This is a genomic window from Helcobacillus massiliensis (assembly GCF_033106145.1).
GTDB classification, from domain to species: Bacteria; Actinomycetota; Actinomycetes; order Actinomycetales; family Dermabacteraceae; genus Helcobacillus; species Helcobacillus massiliensis.
On the sequence record NZ_CP136959.1, the window covers coordinates 671,281 to 690,946 of the forward strand.

General features: G+C 66.6%; 15 protein-coding genes, 1 tRNA gene and 1 pseudogene. 10 read left to right on the forward strand and 7 right to left on the reverse strand.

Going from position 1 to position 19,666, the window contains the following annotated elements:
* Window positions 1–11: 11 nt before the first annotated feature.
* Both R3I40_RS03150 and R3I40_RS03155 read right to left on the reverse strand, forming a co-directional pair.
* Window positions 12–1,085 (reverse strand): sensor histidine kinase, encoded by a 1,074-nt coding sequence (locus tag R3I40_RS03150; RefSeq protein ID WP_285262048.1) that lies wholly within the window; start codon window positions 1,083–1,085, stop codon window positions 12–14.
* A complete protein-coding gene (locus R3I40_RS03155; RefSeq protein ID WP_239375077.1) occupies window positions 1,082–1,804 on the reverse strand; it encodes a response regulator transcription factor in 723 nt (240 codons plus the stop codon). Before R3I40_RS03155 ends, R3I40_RS03150 begins: the two co-directional genes overlap by 4 nt.
* Window positions 1,805–2,010: 206 nt before the next feature.
* On the opposite strand from R3I40_RS03155, the gene R3I40_RS03160 reads away from it, so the two are divergent.
* The 6 genes from R3I40_RS03160 (at window position 2,011) to R3I40_RS03185 (ending at window position 7,511) form a co-directional block, all read left to right on the forward strand.
* Entirely contained in the window at window positions 2,011–3,354 is a 1,344-nt protein-coding gene (locus R3I40_RS03160) for a hemolysin family protein (protein WP_239375074.1), read from the forward strand.
* Window positions 3,351–4,415, forward strand: coding sequence for a hemolysin family protein (locus tag R3I40_RS03165; RefSeq protein WP_239375071.1), 1,065 nt, complete (start codon window positions 3,351–3,353; stop codon window positions 4,413–4,415). The genes R3I40_RS03160 and R3I40_RS03165 overlap by 4 nt, the downstream gene beginning before the upstream one ends.
* Before the next feature lie 353 nt (window positions 4,416–4,768).
* Entirely contained in the window at window positions 4,769–5,656 is an 888-nt protein-coding gene (locus tag R3I40_RS03170; RefSeq protein WP_239375068.1) for a M23 family metallopeptidase, read from the forward strand.
* Window positions 5,653–6,702, forward strand: a complete 1,050-nt coding sequence (gene tsaD, locus R3I40_RS03175; RefSeq protein ID WP_183373874.1) for a tRNA (adenosine(37)-N6)-threonylcarbamoyltransferase complex transferase subunit TsaD — start codon at window positions 5,653–5,655, stop codon at window positions 6,700–6,702. The genes R3I40_RS03170 and tsaD overlap by 4 nt, the downstream gene beginning before the upstream one ends.
* A gap of 76 nt (window positions 6,703–6,778) precedes the next feature.
* Window positions 6,779–6,851: transfer RNA gene (locus R3I40_RS03180), tRNA-Arg, on the forward strand.
* Between the two features lie 300 nt (window positions 6,852–7,151).
* Entirely contained in the window at window positions 7,152–7,511 is a 360-nt protein-coding gene (locus tag R3I40_RS03185) for a DUF1206 domain-containing protein (protein ID WP_239375065.1), read from the forward strand.
* Here R3I40_RS03185 and R3I40_RS03190 read toward each other — a convergent pair.
* A complete protein-coding gene (locus R3I40_RS03190; RefSeq protein WP_317700094.1) occupies window positions 7,496–8,455 on the reverse strand; it encodes an ROK family protein in 960 nt (319 codons plus the stop codon). The two genes, R3I40_RS03185 and R3I40_RS03190, sit on opposite strands and share 16 nt — an antisense overlap.
* Before the next feature lie 336 nt (window positions 8,456–8,791).
* On the opposite strand from R3I40_RS03190, the gene xylA reads away from it, so the two are divergent.
* The 4 genes from xylA to xylB all read left to right on the forward strand — a co-directional run bounded on the left by xylA (window position 8,792) and on the right by xylB (window position 14,298).
* Window positions 8,792–9,985, forward strand: a complete 1,194-nt coding sequence (xylA, locus tag R3I40_RS03195) for a xylose isomerase (protein ID WP_239375062.1) — start codon at window positions 8,792–8,794, stop codon at window positions 9,983–9,985.
* An 88-nt stretch (window positions 9,986–10,073) separates the two neighbouring features.
* The gene (locus R3I40_RS03200) at window positions 10,074–11,279 is read left to right on the forward strand and encodes a MalY/PatB family protein (protein ID WP_239375060.1); all 1,206 of its coding nucleotides are present in this window, start codon (window positions 10,074–10,076) and stop codon (window positions 11,277–11,279) included.
* Window positions 11,280–11,321: 42 nt separating this feature from the next.
* A complete protein-coding gene (gene nhaC, locus R3I40_RS03205) occupies window positions 11,322–12,857 on the forward strand; it encodes a Na+/H+ antiporter NhaC (RefSeq protein ID WP_285262049.1) in 1,536 nt (511 codons plus the stop codon).
* Window positions 12,858–12,915: 58 nt separating this feature from the next.
* Entirely contained in the window at window positions 12,916–14,298 is a 1,383-nt protein-coding gene (xylB, locus tag R3I40_RS03210) for a xylulokinase (RefSeq protein ID WP_239375055.1), read from the forward strand.
* A 113-nt stretch (window positions 14,299–14,411) separates the two neighbouring features.
* Here the strand turns inward: xylB and R3I40_RS03215 are convergent.
* The 4 genes and pseudogenes from R3I40_RS03215 to R3I40_RS03230 form a co-directional block, all read right to left on the reverse strand.
* Window positions 14,412–15,948 (reverse strand): annotated as a pseudogene (locus tag R3I40_RS03215) (IS1634 family transposase).
* Window positions 15,949–16,016: 68 nt separating this feature from the next.
* Window positions 16,017–16,226: a hypothetical protein gene (locus R3I40_RS03220; protein WP_239375052.1), complete on the reverse strand. Its 210-nt coding sequence runs from the start codon at window positions 16,224–16,226 to the stop codon at window positions 16,017–16,019.
* A gap of 123 nt (window positions 16,227–16,349) precedes the next feature.
* Window positions 16,350–16,673 (reverse strand): helix-turn-helix domain-containing protein, encoded by a 324-nt coding sequence (locus R3I40_RS03225; RefSeq protein WP_317700097.1) that lies wholly within the window; start codon window positions 16,671–16,673, stop codon window positions 16,350–16,352.
* 525 nt (window positions 16,674–17,198) lie between these two features.
* Window positions 17,199–19,469 (reverse strand): bifunctional alpha,alpha-trehalose-phosphate synthase (UDP-forming)/trehalose-phosphatase, encoded by a 2,271-nt coding sequence (locus tag R3I40_RS03230; protein WP_239375050.1) that lies wholly within the window; start codon window positions 19,467–19,469, stop codon window positions 17,199–17,201.
* Between the last annotated feature and the right edge of the window lie 197 nt (window positions 19,470–19,666).

The window sequence follows — 19,666 nt, forward strand, 5'->3', positions numbered from 1 at the left end:
AATGAGCAGGATCAGAGGGCGGCGGGATCCGTCGGCAGCGTCACCCGAATGGTGGAGGAGGGCGCCCGCGCAGCCCGCCGCGGGTCATCGATGACCTCGATCCTGCCGCCGTGCAGCGTCACCGCCCATCGCGCGATCGCCAGCCCCAGCCCGGTGCCGCCGGAGCCGTCCAGAGCCGCCTCTCCGCGCTCGAACCTTCCGAACACGCTCGCGCGGTGCTCCTCGGCGATGCCGGGACCCTCATCGCGCACTTCGATGCACACGCCGTCGACCCCCGGCCCGAAGGCGCCCTCGGTGAGGAACGCGATCACGGAGATGCTGCCGCCGGCGGGGGAGTGGCGGGAGGCGTTGTCCAGGAGATTGGAGAACACCTGCCGGATGCGCTCCGGGTCAGCGGCGATGCTCAGGTCCGCCGGCTGCACATCCACCGACCAGTGCACATCGCGCCCCTGGACCCGGGCCGCCAGCCTCGCCGTGTCCGTGACCTCATGCAGCAGCGGTGTGAGCTCGATCTGCTCTGTCTGCAGATCCGTCACCCCGGCCTCCAGCCGGGAGAGATCCAGCAGGTGGTCCACGAGGCGGGACAAGCGCTCCGTGGCCTGCAGCGTCACCTCGAGGTTCTCCGGTGTCACCGGGGTCACCCCGTCGGCCAGGTTCTCCAGCTGGCCGCGCAGTGCGGCGACGGGGGTGCGCAGCTCGTGGGAGACGTTCGCGACCAGCTCGCGGCGCATCCGGTCGGTCTGCTCCAGATCCGCGGACATGGTGTTGAACGCGTCGGCCAGCTGCCCGACCTCATCGCGGGAGCGAGTGGTGACGCGGCGCTCGTAGTCCCCCTGCGCCATGGCGCGCGCCGCCGCCGTCATCTCCCGCAGCGGTGAGGTCATGCCGCGGGCGAGGACCTGGGTGACCGCAAGGGCGGCCAGGACCGTCAGCGGGATCATGATGATCGCGTTCAGGCCCGTCTTCGACCCCACCCACGCGATCGCGGCGGCGACCAGCACGGAGACCCCCACGAGGACGCCGAGCTTCATCTTGAACGACTGGAACCCCTGCAGCGGGGTGGGCAGCTGTTCGGAGCGGCTCACTGCTCCTCCGCCGCCTGCGGCACCTCGAGCGCATAGCCGACGCCGTGGACGGTGCGCACCAGGTCGCTGCCGAGCTTGCGGCGCAGCGCCTTCACATGCGAATCCACGGTGCGGGTTCCGGTCGCATCCACCCAGTCCCACACGTCCTCGAGCAGCTGCTCGCGCGAAAGGACCGTTCCGGGCGCGTTCGCCAGGCACAGAAGAAGGTCGTACTCGGTCGGGGTGAGGTGGGCGAGCTCCCCGCCGCGGGTCACGCGGCGCGAGGCACGGTCCACCACGAGGTCGCCGAGGGTGAGGGTGGTCTGCGCCGCCGGTTCCTGCTCCGCGGCGCCGAGCCGCTGGACGCGCCGCAGCAGGGCCTTCAGACGCGCCACGAGCTCGCGCATGGAGAAGGGCTTGGTCATGTAGTCGTCGGCGCCGACGCCGAGGCCGACCAGCATGTCGGTCTCGTCATCGCGGGCGGTGAGCATGAGCACGCCGAGGTTCTGGTCATCTCCGATGCGGCGGCACAGTTCGAGCCCGTCGAATCCGGGCAGCATCACATCCAGCACCACCAGGTCGGGCTTCAGCTGCTGGATGGCCGCCAGGCCCGTCGGTCCGTCGTGGGCGATGCGCACCTGCCAGCCCTCCGCGGAGAGACGGTCGGCGATGGCGCGGGCGATGGCCGCTTCGTCCTCAACGACGATGACGCGAGGAGCTGCTGTGTCCGTAGATTCCATGCCCACAAATGTAGGCCGCGGCCCGAACACCCAGCTGTGAGGGGAGAGGTCGACGGATGCCGACCACCTGTGGGGCCGGAGCCCGTCGGCGAATCCCACAGAGCAGACGGCGGCGACGACCCTATACTCGATGCCACGATGAACGACATATGCGACCCGAATCCTCTCCCGTCGTCCAGACCGGCCCTGAGCGGTGATCAGGGCCGATGATGACCTGGCTCCTGCTGCTTGCCGGTGTCCTGCTGACGCTCGGCACCGCCCTGTTCGTGGCGGCCGAGTTCTCCCTGGTGGCCCTGGACAAGCACACCGTGGAGAAGGCCGCGGCCGACGGCGACACCGGCGCGAAGGGTGTTCTGTCCGCACTCACTCATCTCTCCACGAACCTCTCCGGCGCTCAGGTGGGCATCACCATCACCACGCTTCTGTTCGGCTTCGCCGTGCAGCAGCCGTTGACTGACCTGATCACGCCCGGTCTCGGCGCCGTCGGCGTCCCCGAGGGGCTCAGGGCCGCCATCGGCGTGGCGCTCGCGATGATGATCAGCTACGCGTTCTCCATGGTGGTGGGGGAGCTGATCCCGAAGAACCTCGCCATCGCCGTGCCGTACCAGACGGCCCGCGTGGTCGCACCGCTGCAGCACGCGTTCACCGTTGCACTGCGGCCCGTCATCATCATGTTCAACGCGACCGCGAACTTCTTCCTGCGGCTGATGAACATCGAACCGCAGGAGGAGCTCAGCAGCGGCCGCTCACCCGCGGAGCTCGACTCCCTCGTGCGGCATTCGGCCCGTGCCGGCACCCTGGACCGCGCGACCGCGGTGCTGCTGTCCCGCACCCTGCAGCTGCGCGAACGCGAAGCCGCCGACGTCATGACCCACCGCGGGAAGATGCTGTCGATCGGCGTCAGCGCCACCGCCGAGGACGTCCTCGCGCTCACTCGGAAAACCGGACACTCCCGCTTCCCCGTCATCGAGGACAGCGAGGACGATGTGGTCGGCATCATCCAGGTGCGTCAGGCCGTCACCGTGCCGCGCGAGCAGCGCCGCACCACGACGGTCCGGGAGCTGATGAGCGAAGCGCTGCGCATTCCGGACACCGTGCCGCTGGACTCCCTGATGGTGGACCTGCGCGAAGCGGGTGCCCAGCTCGCCGTCGTGATCGACGAGTACGGCGGCACCGCCGGCATCGTCACCCTCGAGGACGTGATCGAAGAGATCGTCGGCGAGGTCAGCGACGAGCACGACGATGACGAGCCCGAGCGCTTCGTGGAGAACATCGACCACTGGCAGGTGTCCGGTCTGATGCGCCCTGACGAGATCCGCCGCGAAATGGGCATCCTCATCGAGGAGTCCACCGAGGTGGACACCGTGGGCGGCATCGTCATGATGCACCTCGGGCGCATCCCGGCTGTGGGCGACACCGTGACGGTCGGCGGCGTTCGGTACGACGTCCTCGCGATGGACGGCCGCCGCATCGACTCGCTGCGGCTGACCGTGCTCGACCCCGGGGTGCTCGCACACCGCGACCGCGATGCTGAGGAGGAGGCCGAATGAGCTCGACAGTCTCCCTCATCGTGGGCCTGGCGATGCTGCTGGGCAACGCGTTCTTCGTGGCTGCCGAGTTCGCGGTGATGAGCGCCCGGCGCAGCCAGCTCGAACCGCTGATGCAGGAGGGCCGGCGCGGTGCCCGCACCGCCATGTGGGCGATCGAGCACGTCTCGATCATGCTCGCCACCGCCCAGTTCGGCGTCACCATCTGCTCCGTCACCCTCGGTGCGGTGGCGGAGCCGGCGATCGCCCACCTGCTGGAGCCGATGTTCGTGCGCTTCGGAGTGGCGGCTGGGCTCGTCCACCCGATCTCGTTCGCCATCGCGCTGCTCATCGCCTCCTACCTGCATGTGGTGTTCGGCGAGATGATCCCGAAGAACATGTCGATCTCCCTGCCGGTTGGGTCGGTGCTGCTGCTCGCCTGGCCGCTGCGCGTGTTCTCCCTGCTGTTCGCTCCGGTGATCTGGGTGCTGAACACGGTGGCGAACATGGTGCTGCGCGTTTTCGGGGTGGAGCCGCGTGATGAAGTGGAGAGCGAGTTCACCGCTGATGAGATCGCTGCGATCGTGGACGAGTCCAGGCGCGAGGGCCTGCTCGTGGACGACCAGGGCCTTCTGGCCGGAGCGATCAACTTCTCCGACCACACAGCGCGTGAAGTCATGGTGCCGATGGAAGAGGTCGTCACCGTCCCCTACGGCGTCACCCACGCCGAGTTCGAGGACATCGTCGCCGAGACCGGGTTCAGCCGTATCGGTGTGCGCAACGACGCGGGTGACCTGGTGGGGTACCTCCATCTCAAGGACGTGATCCTGCCGCCGGATGCGAGCGACGCCGATTACCGCAGGGTGATCTCGCCGGGCCGGGTGCGGGCGGTGGTGTCCGTTGCGGATGACGACGAGATCGAAGAGGCGCTGCGGGCCATGCAGTACAACGGCGCGCATCTCGCCCGTGTGGACTCCGCCGGTGCCCGCAGCGTGGGCGCCGTGTTCCTGGAGGATGTGCTGGAGGAGCTCGTGGGTGAGGTCAAGGACGTCATGCAGAAGCACGGCGGTGCGGCCAACGGCTGATCGGCATGGCCGTCACCTGCTGACCGGGAATGCCGTCAACGGCTGACCGGGAGGGCGGTCGACGGAAGCCGACGACGGTTCGATGGGGAGTCGTCCCCGAATCCGACCCGAAATTCCTGTGATGCGGTCAACAGTGATTGTTTCGGAACGGGCACGAAAACAGTGTTCTGATCTTCGGAGTTTCCCGTCCTGCACAGGCCTCGGCAAAGACTTGGCAATGAAGGGCCTGGAGGGTGCCTGAGGAGTCTGGGAGCTTCCTACGATTGAACGCGGCTTGAACGGAAGGCGCCGGGGTGATGGATTCACGGACCGGCGTTGGACCCCCGCAGACGATCGGAAGGAAGGGTGTCGACATGGGAAAGCGTCGCGCTGATGGCCCGGCACAGATCCGGCCGCTGCAGCCCGCCCCGCGCGGTCTGCACCGGGGCACCCGCACTGCCTCGGTCGCCGTCGCCAAGGCGAGCGCACTGAGCACCTTCGCGGTCGCCACCATCGCCCTTCCCCTGGCGACCTCCTCCACCGGCGCGTTCGGCATCGCCGCGTCGAACGCCAGCACGTCCGAGCAGGCGCCGGCCGGAGCTGCACCCGGTGCTGCACAGGCCGCCCCTGCAGTCGGCGCTCCTGCTGCCCCGGCTGCTCCCGCTCCGCAGGCGATCCCGGCCGTCAGTGCCGGAGCTGTGGAGGACACCGCCGTTCTGGAGACCGGCGCGGCCGATTTCTCCGTGGACGAAGCGCCGACTGAGGCTGAGGTTGCGGCAGCCAGCGCTCCGCAGGCCGCGGGCGGTCAGACCGCCACCGGCAAGCGCGCCGGCGCTCCTGCCGAGGTCGAGAAGGTCTCCCAGGGCAAGCGCGCCGCCTACGTCGATCCCTCCGGCGGTGCCGCGATCAGCTCCGGCTACGGCTACCGCACTCACCCGACCCTCGGCTACACCAAGTTCCACGACGGCGTCGACTATGCGCAGGCCTGCGGCGATGTCGCCCGCTCCGCCGCCGACGGCACGGTCTCCAAGGTGGGCTACCACCGCGCCTCCGGCAACCTCGTCGAGGTGACCCACGCCGACGGCACCGTCACCCAGTACTTCCACCTCCAGTCCCAGAGCGTGGTTCAGGGCCAGAGCGTTGTGCAGGGCCAGGAAGTCGGCAAGGTCGGCACCACCGGCCGCTCCACCGGTTGCCACCTGCACTTCGGCGCCAAGACTCCGAGCGGTGAGTCGACGAACCCGCTGAACCTTCTGCGATGACCTCACCCATCGTCCTCGGCGTCGAGTCCTCCTGTGACGAGACCGGATTCGGTCTCGTCTCCAACGGCCGCCTGCTCGGCCAGGGCATCGCCTCCAGTGCCCAGCAGCACGCCGAGTTCGGAGGTGTGGTTCCGGAGATCGCTGCTCGCGCCCATCTGGACGCGGTGGTCCCGACCTTGGAGAACTCCCTGGCCGCGTCGGACGTGGAGCTCGAGGACATCACCCACGTCGCTGTCACGAGCGGCCCCGGCCTCGCCACCGCCGTCCACGTGGGCCTCGCGGCCGCAAAGGCGATCGCGTGGGCTCTGGACAAGCCGCTGTACGGCGTCCACCACCTCGCCGGCCACGCCGCAGCCGACCTGCTCGACCACGGCCCCCTGCCCGACAAGGGCATCGTCCTCATCGTCTCCGGTGGGCACACCTCGCTGCTCGAGGTCCACGACCTCGTGGAGGACGACATCGTCCACCTGGGGGACACCCTCGATGACGCGGCCGGTGAAGCATTCGACAAAGTCGCGCGTCTGCTCGGCCTGGGCTACCCGGGCGGGCCGGTCATCTCCGCTGCGGCGGTGGACGGGAACCCGTCGGCCTTCCGCTTCCCGCGCGCGATGCTGCGCCCCGGCGATGATCCCTACGCGTTCTCCTTCTCCGGGCTGAAGACCGCGGTGGCGCGGACAGTTGAGAAGCTGGAGCGCGATGGCGACCCGGTTCCCGTCGCGGACATCGCCGCATCGTTCGAGCAGGCGGTCGTGGATGTGCTCGTCGCCAAGGCACTGCGCGCCTGCCGCGACAAGGGCATGCAGACCCTCACGATCGTCGGGGGAGTGGCAGCGAACAAGCGCCTGCGCACCCACGCGCAGGAGGCGTGCGATGCCGCCGGGATTCAGCTGCGCGTCCCGTCGATCGATCTGTGCACCGACAACGGGGCGATGATCGCCGCTGTCGGCGACATGCTCGTGCGCGCCGGCAAGGAGCCGTCGGGACTCGCGATCAGCGCGGACCCGTCGGCGGTTCTCGAGAGGGCGCAGCTGCCCAGCGCTGGGTGAGCTTCCCCTCACCCGGCTCTCGTCTTCGTTTGAGAGGGCGTCCAGCGGCCCGGGCGTTGCTAGACTGGACCGCGTTGCCCGCGTAGCTCAGTGGATAGAGCGTCTGCCTCCGGAGCAGAAGGTCGTAGGTTCGAATCCTGTCGCGGGCACAAGAAAGGGCCCCTGGTCAGCGGAAACGCAGACCAGGGGCCTTCTTCATGCCTGGCTAGAGTGGACATGTACGCACTGAGGTACGCAATACGCAACGCGCCGGCGCTTGGATGTGGGTTGCCCAAGGGATGATGGACCCATGCGCATCGACGATTTCTTCCAGGAGTCGCCCGATACCGGGAACCCCTGGGACACACAAGAGACCGAGCTCAACGCCGAGCTGCTGACCCAACTGGCACAGGGCACGGCCCCTGACCCCAAGCCTCTCGAGACAGCCCTGTCCCTCACCCGTGGGGCGCGTGCTGATCGCCGTGGCGGGGCTGGCAGTGATCGGCATCGGCGTCTACCACATCGTCAAGGGCGTCACCCGCAAGTTCGAGGAGGACCTGCAGGCCACCGGCGGCGGCAACGTGGGCAGGGCCGTCGTGGTCACCGGGGTGGCCGGGTACGTGGCCAAGGGCCTGGCGCTGGTCGGCGTGGGCGTGCTGTTCGGCTGGGCCGCTATCGGCGCCGATCCGGAGAAGGCCACCGGCATGGACGGAGCCATCAAGCAGATGGCGACCCTGCCGGCCGGCACCGTGCTGCTGGTCGTGGTGGGCGTGGGCCTGATCCTGTACGGGATCTACTCGATCCTGCGCTCGCGCTACGCGTCCATGTGAGACCGGGCCGCGCGCTCGATCCAGCGCCCGGGGGCGGAGAGCACCGGCTGCAGGGCCGCGCGAGCGGCCCCGCGCAGGGCAGGGTCCTCGAGGTCGTCGGAGCGCTCGAGGGTGATCGGGCCCGCCTCGGCCGCCAGAGCATGACGATCCACGGTCTCCCGCACCACGGGCGAGATCTCCTCCGCGATGGGAGCGAGGTACCCGGACAGCACCACCGTGGACACGTCCAGCACGTTCATCGCATTGGCCACCGCGAGGCCGAGTGAGCGGCCGATGGTCCCGATGACCTCGGCCCGGTCCCCGCTGCGGGCCAGGGCGTCGATGAGATCGTCGATCAGCACGTCGTCCCCGAGGCCGGCGCGCTCGCGCAGCGAGTGGTACGAGATGTAGGCCTCCAGGCAGCCTCGGCGCCCACAGAGGCACCGGTCACCTCCCGGCTGGACCACCGTGTGGCCGAACTCGCCGGCCCAGCCGTGCACGCCGTCGAGCAGCTCCCCGTCGATCACGACGGCCCCGCCCACACCGGTGTAGCCACGGATGTAGATGAACGACTCCCCGGGGCGCTGGTCCAGCTCGGTGAGCACGGAGAGGCGGTTGTCGTTCTGCGCCCGGACGGACAGATCGGCGAGAGCCGGGTGCTCCCGCAGCAGGCTCACGAACGGCACCCGGTCCCAGCCCAGGTTGGGGGCCGACAGTACGTGATCGCCGTCCGGAGCGATGCGGCCCGGGATCGCAGCGACCACGCCCGCGATCGGCAGATGCCCCACCTCGCCGCGCGCCTGGTCCATCAGCCGCGCGCAGCAGGAGATCGCGTCCTCGGTGGTGGCGGAGGTCACGCTCACGTACTCCGTGCGGCGGGACAGAGTGCGACCGGCGAGGTCGACGGCCAGGCAGACCACGTGATCCGCCGCCACCTCGATGCCGATCGCAGCCAGGGTGTCCATGGCCGGGAGCAGCGGGACCATGGGGCGCCCGGCCCCCGATCTGACCGGTGCGTCCTCCTGGATCAGGTGCGCGCCGATCAGCTCCTCGACGAGCTTGGAGACCGTGGGCTTGGTTAGGCGGGTCTGCTTGGCCAGTGCCGCGCGGGACAGGGGGAGGGGGAGGAGACGACCGCTCGCAGGATCGTCGAGAGGTTGTGCTCGCGCAGGTGCGTGGACTGCATCTCTTCCCCCAGAGTCCGTTGCCGCTCGTGCTCCCCAGGATTCCATGTCTATAGTAAGTAACGCAAACTAACTAAGGGGTGGCGAGGCCGCCCCGGAGCAGCGGAGGACCCGACGATGACAGCCCCGATCCCCACCCGTGACGACAAGTTCTCCTTCGGCCTGTGGACCACGGGCTGGGAGGCGCGCGACCAGTTCGGCCTGGCGACCCGCCCGCCGCTGCAGCTGTCCGCCCACATCCGCAGGCTCGCCGAGATGGGCGCCTGGGGCTTCACCTTCCACGACAACGACGTGGTGCCCTTCGACGCCACCCCTCAGGAGCGTCAGCAGATCATCGATGAGCTCACGAAGCTCACCGAGGAGACCGGCCTGGTGATCGAGATGATCACCACCGACACCTTCGCCCACCCGGTGTTCAAGGATGGCGCCTTCACCTCCAACGACCGCTCCGTGCGCCGCTTCGGCCTGCGCAAGGTGCTGGCGAACGTCGACCTCGCCGCCGAGCTCGGCGCCACCACCTTCGTGATGTGGGGCGGCCGCGAGGGATCGGAGTACGACGGCTCCAAGGACCTGCTCGCCGCTCACCAGCGCTACGCCGAGGGCATCGACACCGTTGCCGGGTACATCAAGGACAAGGGCTACGACCTGCGCATCGGTCTGGAGCCCAAGCCCAACGAGCCCCGCGGCAACATCTTCCTGCCCACCGTGGGCCACGCCCTGGCCTTCATCGAGAAGCTGGAGCACGGCGACATCGTGGGCATCAACCCCGAGACCGGCCACGAGCAGATGGCCACCCTGAACTACACCCACGGCCTCGCGCAGGCGCTGTGGGCCGACAAGCTCTTCCACATCGACCTCAACGGCCAGCACGGGCCCATGTACGACCAGGACCTCGTGTTCGGTCACGGCGATCTCATCAGTGCCTTCTTCACCGTCGACCTGCTCGAGAACGGCTTCCCGTCCAAGCCCGGCGCCTACGAAGGCGCTCGCCACTTCGACTTCAAGCCCTCCCGCACCGAGCACGAGAAGGGCCAGTACGACTCCGCGTACGCCAACATGGAGATGTACCTGATGCTCAAGGAGCGGGCCGTGGCCTTCCGCCAGGACCCCGAGGTGCAGGAGGCGCTGGCGTACTCGGGCATCGAGGAGCTGGCCCAGCCCACCCTCGGCGAGGGCGAGTCCGTGGAGGACCTGCTCGCGGACCGCTCGACCTACGAGGACTTCGACGTGGACGCGGCCGGTGCGCGCAACTACGGCTTCGTGCGGCTCAACCAGCTGGCCATGCAGCACCTGCTCGGCTTCCGGGCCTGAAGCATCCAAGAGACCGAATTGCCTGTGGATTTTTTAACCGGACACTCCGCACGCGACACCAAACGAATCAATGCAAAGGCGCACCCCGATGATCGAGCCGAACCTGCTCAACAGCTCTGTATGGGGCCATCTGATCCGCGAAGGCAAATACGATTACATCCCACTCAACGTTGCTGAACTTCAGTTCCCGACCGCGGCGCCAATATGCGAGGAACTGACCCGCCTCGCACAGACCGGAGCGTACGGATACACAGAGCCCTTCGAGGATTTCCCACGCCTCGTGCACGACTGGTGTTTACGCCGTCACGGGTGGGAAGTAAATATGGATCTGGTGGTGATGGTGCCGCGCGTAGTACATCTCCTCGCTCTCATAGCCCGTGAGTACTTCCCGGCGCCGCCAATTGTCGTTACGATGTCCCCTCAATACTCTCCCACGCTCGAAGTCCTAAAGCGCAATGGCTGCGCAATCCGTACATCTCGCCTCGTTGAAGAGGGTAACGTATGGTCCGTAGACCTAGCAAACCTGGAATCCGTTATATTTGGTGCGGACATGCTTTTACTTTGCTCGCCGCACAATCCGACAGGAACCGTCTGGCCTCGCCATGAACTTGAGCAAATAGCAAGAATGTGCGAAGCCGCCGGGGTCATGGTCGTCTCTGACGAGGTGCATTCTGACTCCGTGCGGCATGGCACCCATACGCCCTTTGCGCTGGTCGCGGGGGAGGGGCAGGAATGGATCAGTTGCATCGCTCCAGGAAAAGCATTCAATCTCGCAGGACTCGAGACGAGCGCAATTGTCTGTTCGCGAACTGAAACTTCACAATGGTTGCGCGGATCGCTTAGGCGGGCGGGATTCCATAATGCTAATATTTTTGGTCTACGCGCGACGCAAATAGCATGGAGTCAATGTGATGAGTGGCTGGATCGCACACAGTTAGAGCTTCAAGCATCATTTGATCTCGCGTGGAAAGTATTACGACAGGAACTGCCCGGCCTGCGACCGGTTCCGGCGGGCGGAACATTCCTATTGTGGATAGACGCGCGTAGCGTTGGCAATGAGGATGCACTACGGAAATGGTTCGTTCGAGACGCCAAGGTTATTCCAGGTTTCGGTTCCGACTTTGGAGAAGAGTACTCTGGATGGTTACGTTTGAACCTCGGTATTCCCCGCGACCGACTTCAAGAGGTGCTACGCAGGCTTGTTAGTACGGCACCTATCACAGCGCGGTCCAAGATGAATGCTCCCAGCTGCCCAGCATCTTGCGATTCGCGCGGATCAGCGCACACGGATTAATTCAAAGCGCACAGAGACGCGCTTCCGCGAGAGAGGAACCCAATGAACAACGTCGATCAACTGGGTGAAGAGCCGGCCCCCGAGACTCAACACATCAATCCCGATGAGCATGGGCGCAGGAAGCCGACGCTGTTGGTCGCTCTCATTCCCATATTCGCAATGATGATATTCCTCGGCGTTGGCTACATTGCCTTTGGTCTCAATGCCGAGCCTATGATCATCCTTTCAGCGGCTGTTGCAGCGGTGGTCGCCAAGTTCCTCGGCTGGACCTGGAACGATATGGTTGAATCGATCGCGGTTAAAATGAAAAAGACGTGGCCTGCGATCCTCATTCTGATCTGCGTAGGCCTTCTAATTGGTGCCTGGATGGCTGGCGGCACAATCCCAATGATGATCTACTGGGGATTGAGGATCATTAGCCCCCAATTTATCGGTCTGACAGCTCTTTTGGTGACATCAATAGTCGCATTGGCGACCGGAACGTCCTGGGGGGCTGCCGGGACGGTAGGAGTCGCTTTCATGGGCGTTGCGATCGGCATGGATGCGAATCTTGCCTCAGTTGCAGGTGCTGTTGTGGCCGGTGCGTATTTCGGAGATAAGATGTCGCCGCTTTCGGACACTACGAACCTGGCGTCGATGATTACGCGTGTCAACCTCTATGAGCACATTGCTAACCTGCTATGGACGACACTTCCAGCATATATTATCTCCGCCCTGGCGTTTCTCTTTGTGGGGCTGAACAATGAAGGGAGTGGCGAAATTTCATCGGAGAGCATAGACGGCATGCTCACCTCCCTCTCCTCAGGGTTTGATTTCAATCTACTGGTCGTTTTGCCGGTGATAGTTGTCTTTGCGGGTTCACTTCTCCGCATGCCGACTATTCCTGTTATGTTGTCCGCCGCCGCTCTCGCGATGATCAACGCGGTGGTGTTTCAGGGAATCTCATTGCAGAACACCGTGGGCGCGATCGTCAACGGCTTCAACCTAGAGATGATTGAACGGGCGGGGTTTGATGCTGTGTCGGGCGGGGAGGATCTCGCGACGCTTCTGAATCGTGGAGGGATGAATTCCATGATGGGCACGCTGCTCATTGCGTTTTGCGCTATCGCCTTCGCGGGTATCATCGATCTGACCGGTTCGCTGCAGGTGATGGTCGAGAAGCTGTTGGCAGGCGTCAAGAATATTTTCGGACTGGTAGGAGCGACGATCGTCACTTGCTTGACGACAATCGGGGTGACTTGCAACGGGCAGATTTCAATTATTCTGCCCGGTGAGATTTTCCGTCCCGAATACATCAAGCGAGGAGTTCACCCGAAGGTGCTGGGGAGAACGATTGAGGACGCCGCAAGCGTGATCGAACCTATCCTCCCCTGGACTGCGGCGGGGGCTTACATGGCGGGCACCTTAGGCGTCGCAACCCTCGATTATCTGCCGTGGGCGGTTCAGAACTGGGCGGGGGTCCTAGTTGCAATTGTTCTGGCTGCGACGGGAATGGGTATCACGAGGCTAACTGCAGAGACGAGCGCTGAGGAGGGTGGCGTCGAGAATGCGGGCGGTCCCTCTGCCACTATGGCATGAAACACAAGATTGAAGCGCCAGCTCAGCGGAGCTGGGGAATGTAGGGAAGGAAAGTACTATGCCCTTCGTGTTAGGCATCGACTCCTCCACCCAGTCCACCAAGGCCCTGCTGGTCGACGCCGAGACGGGCGAGGTGCAGGACGAGCGCCGCGCCGCCCACCCCGAGGGCACCGAGGTCGATCCCCGTGCCTGGCTGGACGCGGTGGACGAGGCGGCCGGTCCCCTCCTGGAGCGGGCCGAGGCCCTCGCCGTGGGCGGCCAGCAGCACGGCATGGTGCTGCTGGACGAGCACGGCGGCGTGGTGCGCGACGCCCTGCTGTGGAACGACACCCGCTCCGCACCGCAGGCGCAGGCACTGATCGAGGAGATGGGCGGGCCCGAGCAGTGCGTCGGTGAGATCGGCAGCCTGATGGTGGCCTCCTTCACCGCCTCCAAGCTGCGGTGGGTGCGGGACAACGAGCCCGACAGCGCAGCGCGCGCCCGCTCCGTGATGCTCCCGCACGACTACGTCTCCCGTCACCTGGCCGGGGGAGGGGACGCCTTCACCGACCGCGGCGATGCCTCCGGCACCGGCTACTACTCCACACGCGCCGAGGCCTGGGCGCCTGAGCTGGCCGAGCGCGCCCTGGGCCACGCCCTGGAGCTGCCCCGCCTCCCGTCGACGCCGCAGGAGGTCATGGCGCGCACCCCGGGAGGCGCCGCGATCGCGGCCGGCACCGGCGACAACATGGGCGCGGCCCTCGGGCTGTCGCTCGGCCCGGGGGACGTCTCCGTCTCAATCGGCACCTCCGGTGTGTGCGCCATGGTCACGGACGTCCGGCCCGACGACGCCTCAGGCACCGTCACCGGCTTCGCCGACGCCACCGGGCGCTTCCTGCCGATGACCACCACCATCAACGCCTCCCGGATCCTCGAGGCCGGCCGTGCCCTGCTGGGCGTGGACCACGAGGAGCTCTCCCGGCTCGCGCTCGCCTCAGAGCCCGGGGCGGGCGGGGTGACCCTGCTGCCCTACTTCGACGGGGAGCGCACCCCCAACCGCCCCACCGCGCGGGCCACCCTCACGGGAATGAGCGCCTCCACCACCCGTGAGGACGTGGCGCGCGCCTACGTGGAAGGCCTGCTGTGCTCCCTGGCCGACGGCATCGCGGCCCTGGAGGACGTCACCGGCACCGCTGCGGCCCGGATCGTGCTGATCGGCGGCGGGGCCCGCAGCCGCGCCGTGCAGGAACTGGCCCCGGCCGTGTTCGGCCGCGAGGTCGAGATCGCCCCGAGCGGCGAGTACGTCGCACTCGGAGCAGCCCGCCAGGCCGCCTGGGCGCTCGCCAGCACCGACGAGCCGCCGCACTGGGAGATCACCGGCAGTCGCACCGTCGGCGCGGAGGCGACACCGCAGGTGCTGGCGGCCTACCGTGAGCTCAAAGAGCGCACCGAGGGCTGGTGAGCCCGGGAGTGCCCGGACCTGTTCGCGGACGCACCACCGGCGCGTCGCACCGGCCGGCCACCCCTGACCCCGCACGCCTGACCGAAGGAGCATCCGACCTGACTTGGACCTCTTTAGTGTGTCACTCGCTGAAGGACGTGTCGGGCGTCGTCGGTGAGTTCGGGGCTCGCGGTGATCTTTTGCCCGGCGATGGTGATAGTGACGTCCTGGAGGGGACGGAGTGTCCGGATGATCCGGCGGATGCTGAACCCGGTCTTGTGCTGCAGGTAGCGGGCGATCGCCAGGGCCGTGAACACGATGGTGAGGTGGGCTTCGATCGCGTCGCGTTGCCGGTGAAATATGGGCCTGGCCTGCAGGTCTGTCTTACTCATCCGGAAGGACTGCTCGACGTGCCAGAGGTTGTGATAGCTCGAGAGCACCTCTGCCGGCGGCATGACCTGGGCGGGGATGTTGGTGACGTAGCCCTTCAATCCGACCAGGCGCCGAGCTCGCTCGAGAGAGGCTTCGTCGAGGGTGCGACCGGCCGCAGTGGTCTTCACGAACCGGGTCGACTTCACCGCCGCGTCCCCGTCGATCACGGCCCGGGCCCGGTTCTCCTGCGCAGTGAGTGTGTGTCCGTCCCGGACTGCGCGTTTGCGGGAGTAAGCCCAGACGGCCCGCCAGTGCCCGGGATGCTGCTCGGGGTCCCAGACCGGCTCCCGCCGGTTCTTCTTCCGCTCGGTCCTGGTGTTGCCGTGGCGCGGGGTGATCGTGTCGATCAACTGCCCATCGGTGAACGCAATGCCCATTCCAGTGGAAGTGATTCGCCAGGTCACCCGGCGCTTTCACCTGTCTTGAGCCGACGATGAACTTCAGCTCCGCCTCGTCCAGCGCCGTCAGATTGGCGGTGGAGAGCATCCCGGCATCAGCGACCACAACCATGTCGGCAAGGTTGTGGCGGGTCTGGAACTGCTTGATGATCGGGACGATCGTGCGGGTCTCGGCATGGTTCCCCTCGAAGCAGCCGATCTCCAACGGGAACCCGCCCCGGTCCACGAGCAGGCCGACCACGATCTGCGGATCGACCCGGCGTTCCTTGGAGTAGCCGACCTTCCGCAGCTCGTCCTCGTGCTCCGCCTCAAAGTAGAGCGTGGTGACGTCGTAGAGGACCAGCGAGATGTCACCGCTGGTGGCAGCGTGTTCGAAGCACTTCGTGGCAATGTGGTCGCGGTACTCGCGCTCGGCGACGCGTGCCAGGCAGCGCTTCATCGTCGAGCGGTGCACCGGGTCCATCCCAACCTCGGTCAGCACTCTGGCGGAGTCGCTCATCGAGGTCGGCTCGATCAGTCTCGCGGCGACGAGCTGGAAGAACGCCTCGTCCTTGATGACGTCGAACCCCAGCGCCGCCCACGCGGACTGCAGCGTCTCTAGCAGCAGCCGGGACTGCTTCGACGTGATCGTCGCGGGGCTCGTCGACGTTGCTGTCCCCAGGTCGAGGACGCCCTGACCAGCGTTGATCTTCTCCCGACCCGCCTCCATCAGGCCGGCGAGCTCGGCTTCGGTATGAGCCGACCCGAGATGCTCCAGGACCACATCCCGACGGTTCCGCCGCTCGGCGATCTGCACCGCAGTCGCACCCGACGCCGTCTTCACCTTCCGCAGAAACACCATGCCGTTAGTGTGTCACCCACGACCTCCGGCACGGCCCTGACCAGGAGGAACATCGACAGAATCAGCGTTCATCTCCCAGAGAGGTCCAACTCGGGTGACCGGCGCGAGTGAACCTTCGTCGCGAGCACCCCGCAGACCGGACAGCCCGGCGTGACGGTCGAGGTGATCACCACCCGCCGGTCCCCGTCGGGCAGGTCGGTGGCGTCGATGACGCGGTAGTTGGGCAGGTTGAAGATCGTGCTCGCAGCATCGCGCTGCGAACCAGTATTCTCGTGCACAGGCTCGTGGTCCTCTGGGATGTGGATGTCTTGACAACACCCATCACAGCAGGGCCACGAGCCGTTCTACGCCAGCGACGCGACGCTCCCCATCACCACGAATCGGGAAGAGCCCCTTAACGATCAGCTGGAAGCGCGAGGCGTAGCGCTGATCCTCAGCTCCTCTGCCGTGGCGGCGTAAGCACGCTCGATGTAGGCCTCCAACTCGGCCTCGCAAACTCTCCACTGGTTCCGCCCGCCGACACGGATGGCCCGCAGCTCACCTGAACGCAGAAGGTCGTAGGTTCGAATCCTGTCGCGGGCGCTACGAGTAGGCCCCTCACCAGCAATCAGTGGTGAGGGGCCTTTCGTTGTGCTTCCGTCTGTCGCGGGAGTCAGATCAGCAGTGGTTGGTGTCGCCGGTCGCAGCGGTGATTCCGGGCGAGGTGTCCCCCACGTAAGAGACATCCAGCCCCGGTGAAACACCGAAGGTGAAGGACCTGCACCCGGTGTTGGGGTTCACGCGCTGCCCTTGGCGGTGGCACCGGGAGCGTTGAAGGCCGGAATCCCAGGCCCGGACTTCGTGCTGGACGCTGACTGCTGGACGGTGCAGGTGACGCGAACGTCGGTCACGACTGCATCAGCCGGAAGGTTGTTCGCGCCGACGGAATTCACTCTGAGCGTCAATTCATGAGGGTCCCCAGTTGTGCCTGGTGCGTCAGCCGGCATCCGATCAAACGCCGCGGTGCAGTTCGACCCTGCGACCGGGTTCGGGTAGCGGTAGGCTGCGTAGACCGGTGCCGCGACGGACACAACGGCGGCCGGCACAGACCAGGCCACGCCCCTCGCGAGGTTTCGGAGTGAGGGGCTGACGGGCTTCTCTGACGTGGAGGTCTCACTCGTCTGTTCGATGGGGAGTGCCTTCGCGCTGCATTGGGGATACTCGCACCGCACCAGTGTGTGACCAAACGGTGATTATTGGTCACAGCGTCGTCAGGAGTCCGAACGTCCCGTCCTCGTCCGCAGCGAACGGGACAGATCCACGAGGAACGAGCGGACATCCTCCGGGCTCTCCAGGCGGAACTGCGCCGCCGTATCGCCCTCACCCACCTTTATGGTGATGTCGTCCTCCTCCGCGCGGGCGAACACGGACTCGTCGGTCACATCGTCACCGATGTACAGCCACGCATCGGCGGCGCACGCCCGCGCGAGGGTCTCCACCGCTTCCCCCTTCGTGGCGGGGATGACGGAGAACTCCACCACGGCCTTGCCCGGGGTGACCCGAACATCCGGCAGAGTGCGCGCGTACTCCAGCGCGGCCTCCGTCGCGTTCACACCACCGCGCCCGCGGGCGTTGCGGGTGTGCAGCACCGCGGCCGACGGCTTGACCTCCACCTCGGTGCCGGGGAACTTCAGCGCGATCTTCTCCAGCGTCCGCCTGATCGACTGCAGCAGAGCGGTGCGCTGCGGGTTCATCGACAGCGACGCACCGTCCAGCACGCTCGCGTCCATATCGCGGGGCAGCGCCCCCACTTCAGCACCGTGGGAGCCGACCAGCACCACCGAGCTCGGCATGTGGGTGCGGCTGTCCAGGTCCTCCAGGGTGCGCCCGGACACCAGGGCCACGTTCACCCCGTCGATGTCGGCGAAGCCGCGCAGCGCCGCCAGCGAGTCCGGCAGCGCCTGCGCATCATCGCGGTGCGCGACGATCGGGGCGAGGACGCCGTCGAAGTCGGAGGCGATGAGCACCCGTGGGATCGACATGAACCGCTCAACGCTCTCATCCAGCTCCTCCAGCGGGGGAGCAGTCTCCCCGCTGAGGCGCACCTCCGGAATGTGGGGGCTCGAGTTGCGCTCCCCGCCCTCGCTCAGCACCGACAGGAAGTCATCGGCCCAGTCCTGCACAGTGTTGTTCTCCACCTGCCGGCGCAGCGACTCCATGGCGGCGCGCTGCTCATCGGGGGACATGGCGAGGGCGTGCAGGATCGCGGTCTTCAGCTCATCGATGTCATGCGGGTTCACCAGCGTGGCGGCGCGCAGCTCATCCGCGGCGCCGGTGAACTCCGACAGCACCAGCACGCCCTGGCAGTCCACCCGGGAGGAGATGTACTCCTTCGCGACCAGGTTCATGCCGTCGCGCAGGCTCGTCACCAGCAGGACGTCCGCCGCCATGTACAGGGCGGTCATCTCCTCCCGGTTGAAGGAGCGGTGCATGTAGGTGATGGCGGGCCGGCCCAGCGGCGCGAAGTCGCCGTTCAGGCGGCCGACCGTCAGCTCCACTTCGTCACGCAGCTGCCGGTAGGCATCCACGCGTTCGCGGGACGGGGTCGCGACCTGCAGCATCGTCACCAGGTGCGGATCCACCGCGCCTTCGGCCAGCAGCTCGCCGTAGGCCTTCAGGCGGTGTCGAATGCCCTTCGTGTAGTCCAGGCGGTCCACGCCCAGCACGATCCTCTTCGGATTGCCGAGCTCCGCGCGGATCTCCTCCGCGCGCTTGAGCACCGCCGGGTCCTTCGTGAGGCGGTCGTACACGGAGGTGTCGATCGAGATCGGGAACGCGCGCGCCACCACGGTGCGGTCCGGCTCCACGCCGATCCCCGGCACGTGGATCTCGTGCTCAGCGGAGCGGTAGCCCAGCAGCTGCCGCACGCAGGTCATGAAGTTGATGGAGTCGCGCTCCCGCTGGAAGCCCACGAGATCCGCGCCCAGCAGGCCCCGCAGCACCAGGTTGCGCTTGGGCAGCTGTGCGAACAGTTCGAACGGCGGGAACGGAATGTGGTTGAAGAACCCGATCTTCAGGTCGGGTCGCTGCGCGCGGATCATCTCCGGCACCAGCTGCAGCTGGTAGTCGTGCACCCACACGGTGCCGCCGCGCACCGCAACGGACGCGGCCGCCGCCGCAAACTTCCGATTCACATCGACGTACGCGTCCCACCAGGTGCGGTGGAAGTTCGGGTCCGCGATCACGTCATGGTACAACGGCCATAGGGTGCCGTTGGAGAAGCCCTCGTAGTACTTCTCCACCTCGCTGTTGGTGAGGAACACCGGGAAGAGGCTCATCCCGTCGGCCTCGAACGGCTCGATCGCCTCATCCGTGAGGCCCGGCCAGCCCACCCAGGCGGCGGAGTCGACATCCTCCATCACCGACTTCATCGCGGTGACCAGACCACCCGGGGACGTCACCCACGAACGGGTGCCGTCACTGGCCACGTGCTGGTCAACAGGGAGTCGGTTGGCGACGACGACGAGCTCATGCTTGTGCATGTGGTGAACCTCCTACAGCCTTCGCTGTGAGCGTACCAATGGCCCCAGACGACGGGCTGAACCAGGCCGGGCCCGCCCCGTCGGCCACCGGCCCGCCACGACCACGGAGCCGCAGTGTGGACACCCATCTCACGGCCAGGCGCCCGCTCCCTACGATGGAGCGACATCGATCCGGACGGAGCGGTGCCGACCACAAA

Bases quoted from the DNA above. Each gene is read 5' to 3' on its own strand.
- R3I40_RS03190 (WP_317700094.1), bottom strand. From the start codon at position 8,455: ATGGACACCCTGGCTGCGATCGGCATCGAGGTGGCGGCGGATCACGTG.
- R3I40_RS03155 (WP_239375077.1), bottom strand. From the start codon at position 1,804: ATGGAATCTACGGACACAGCAGCTCCTCGCGTCATCGTCGTTGAGGAC.
- R3I40_RS03200 (WP_239375060.1), top strand. From the start codon at position 10,074: ATGATCGAGCCGAACCTGCTCAACAGCTCTGTATGGGGCCATCTGATC.
- R3I40_RS03225 (WP_317700097.1), bottom strand. From the start codon at position 16,673: ATGTCTCTTACGTGGGGGACACCTCGCCCGGAATCACCGCTGCGACCG.
- R3I40_RS03230 (WP_239375050.1), bottom strand. From the start codon at position 19,469: ATGCACAAGCATGAGCTCGTCGTCGTCGCCAACCGACTCCCTGTTGAC.
- R3I40_RS03160 (WP_239375074.1), top strand. From the start codon at position 2,011: ATGATGACCTGGCTCCTGCTGCTTGCCGGTGTCCTGCTGACGCTCGGC.
- xylA (WP_239375062.1), top strand. From the start codon at position 8,792: ATGACAGCCCCGATCCCCACCCGTGACGACAAGTTCTCCTTCGGCCTG.
- R3I40_RS03170 (WP_239375068.1), top strand. From the start codon at position 4,769: ATGGGAAAGCGTCGCGCTGATGGCCCGGCACAGATCCGGCCGCTGCAG.
- xylB (WP_239375055.1), top strand. From the start codon at position 12,916: ATGCCCTTCGTGTTAGGCATCGACTCCTCCACCCAGTCCACCAAGGCC.
- R3I40_RS03165 (WP_239375071.1), top strand. From the start codon at position 3,351: ATGAGCTCGACAGTCTCCCTCATCGTGGGCCTGGCGATGCTGCTGGGC.
- nhaC (WP_285262049.1), top strand. From the start codon at position 11,322: ATGAACAACGTCGATCAACTGGGTGAAGAGCCGGCCCCCGAGACTCAA.
- tsaD (WP_183373874.1), top strand. From the start codon at position 5,653: ATGACCTCACCCATCGTCCTCGGCGTCGAGTCCTCCTGTGACGAGACC.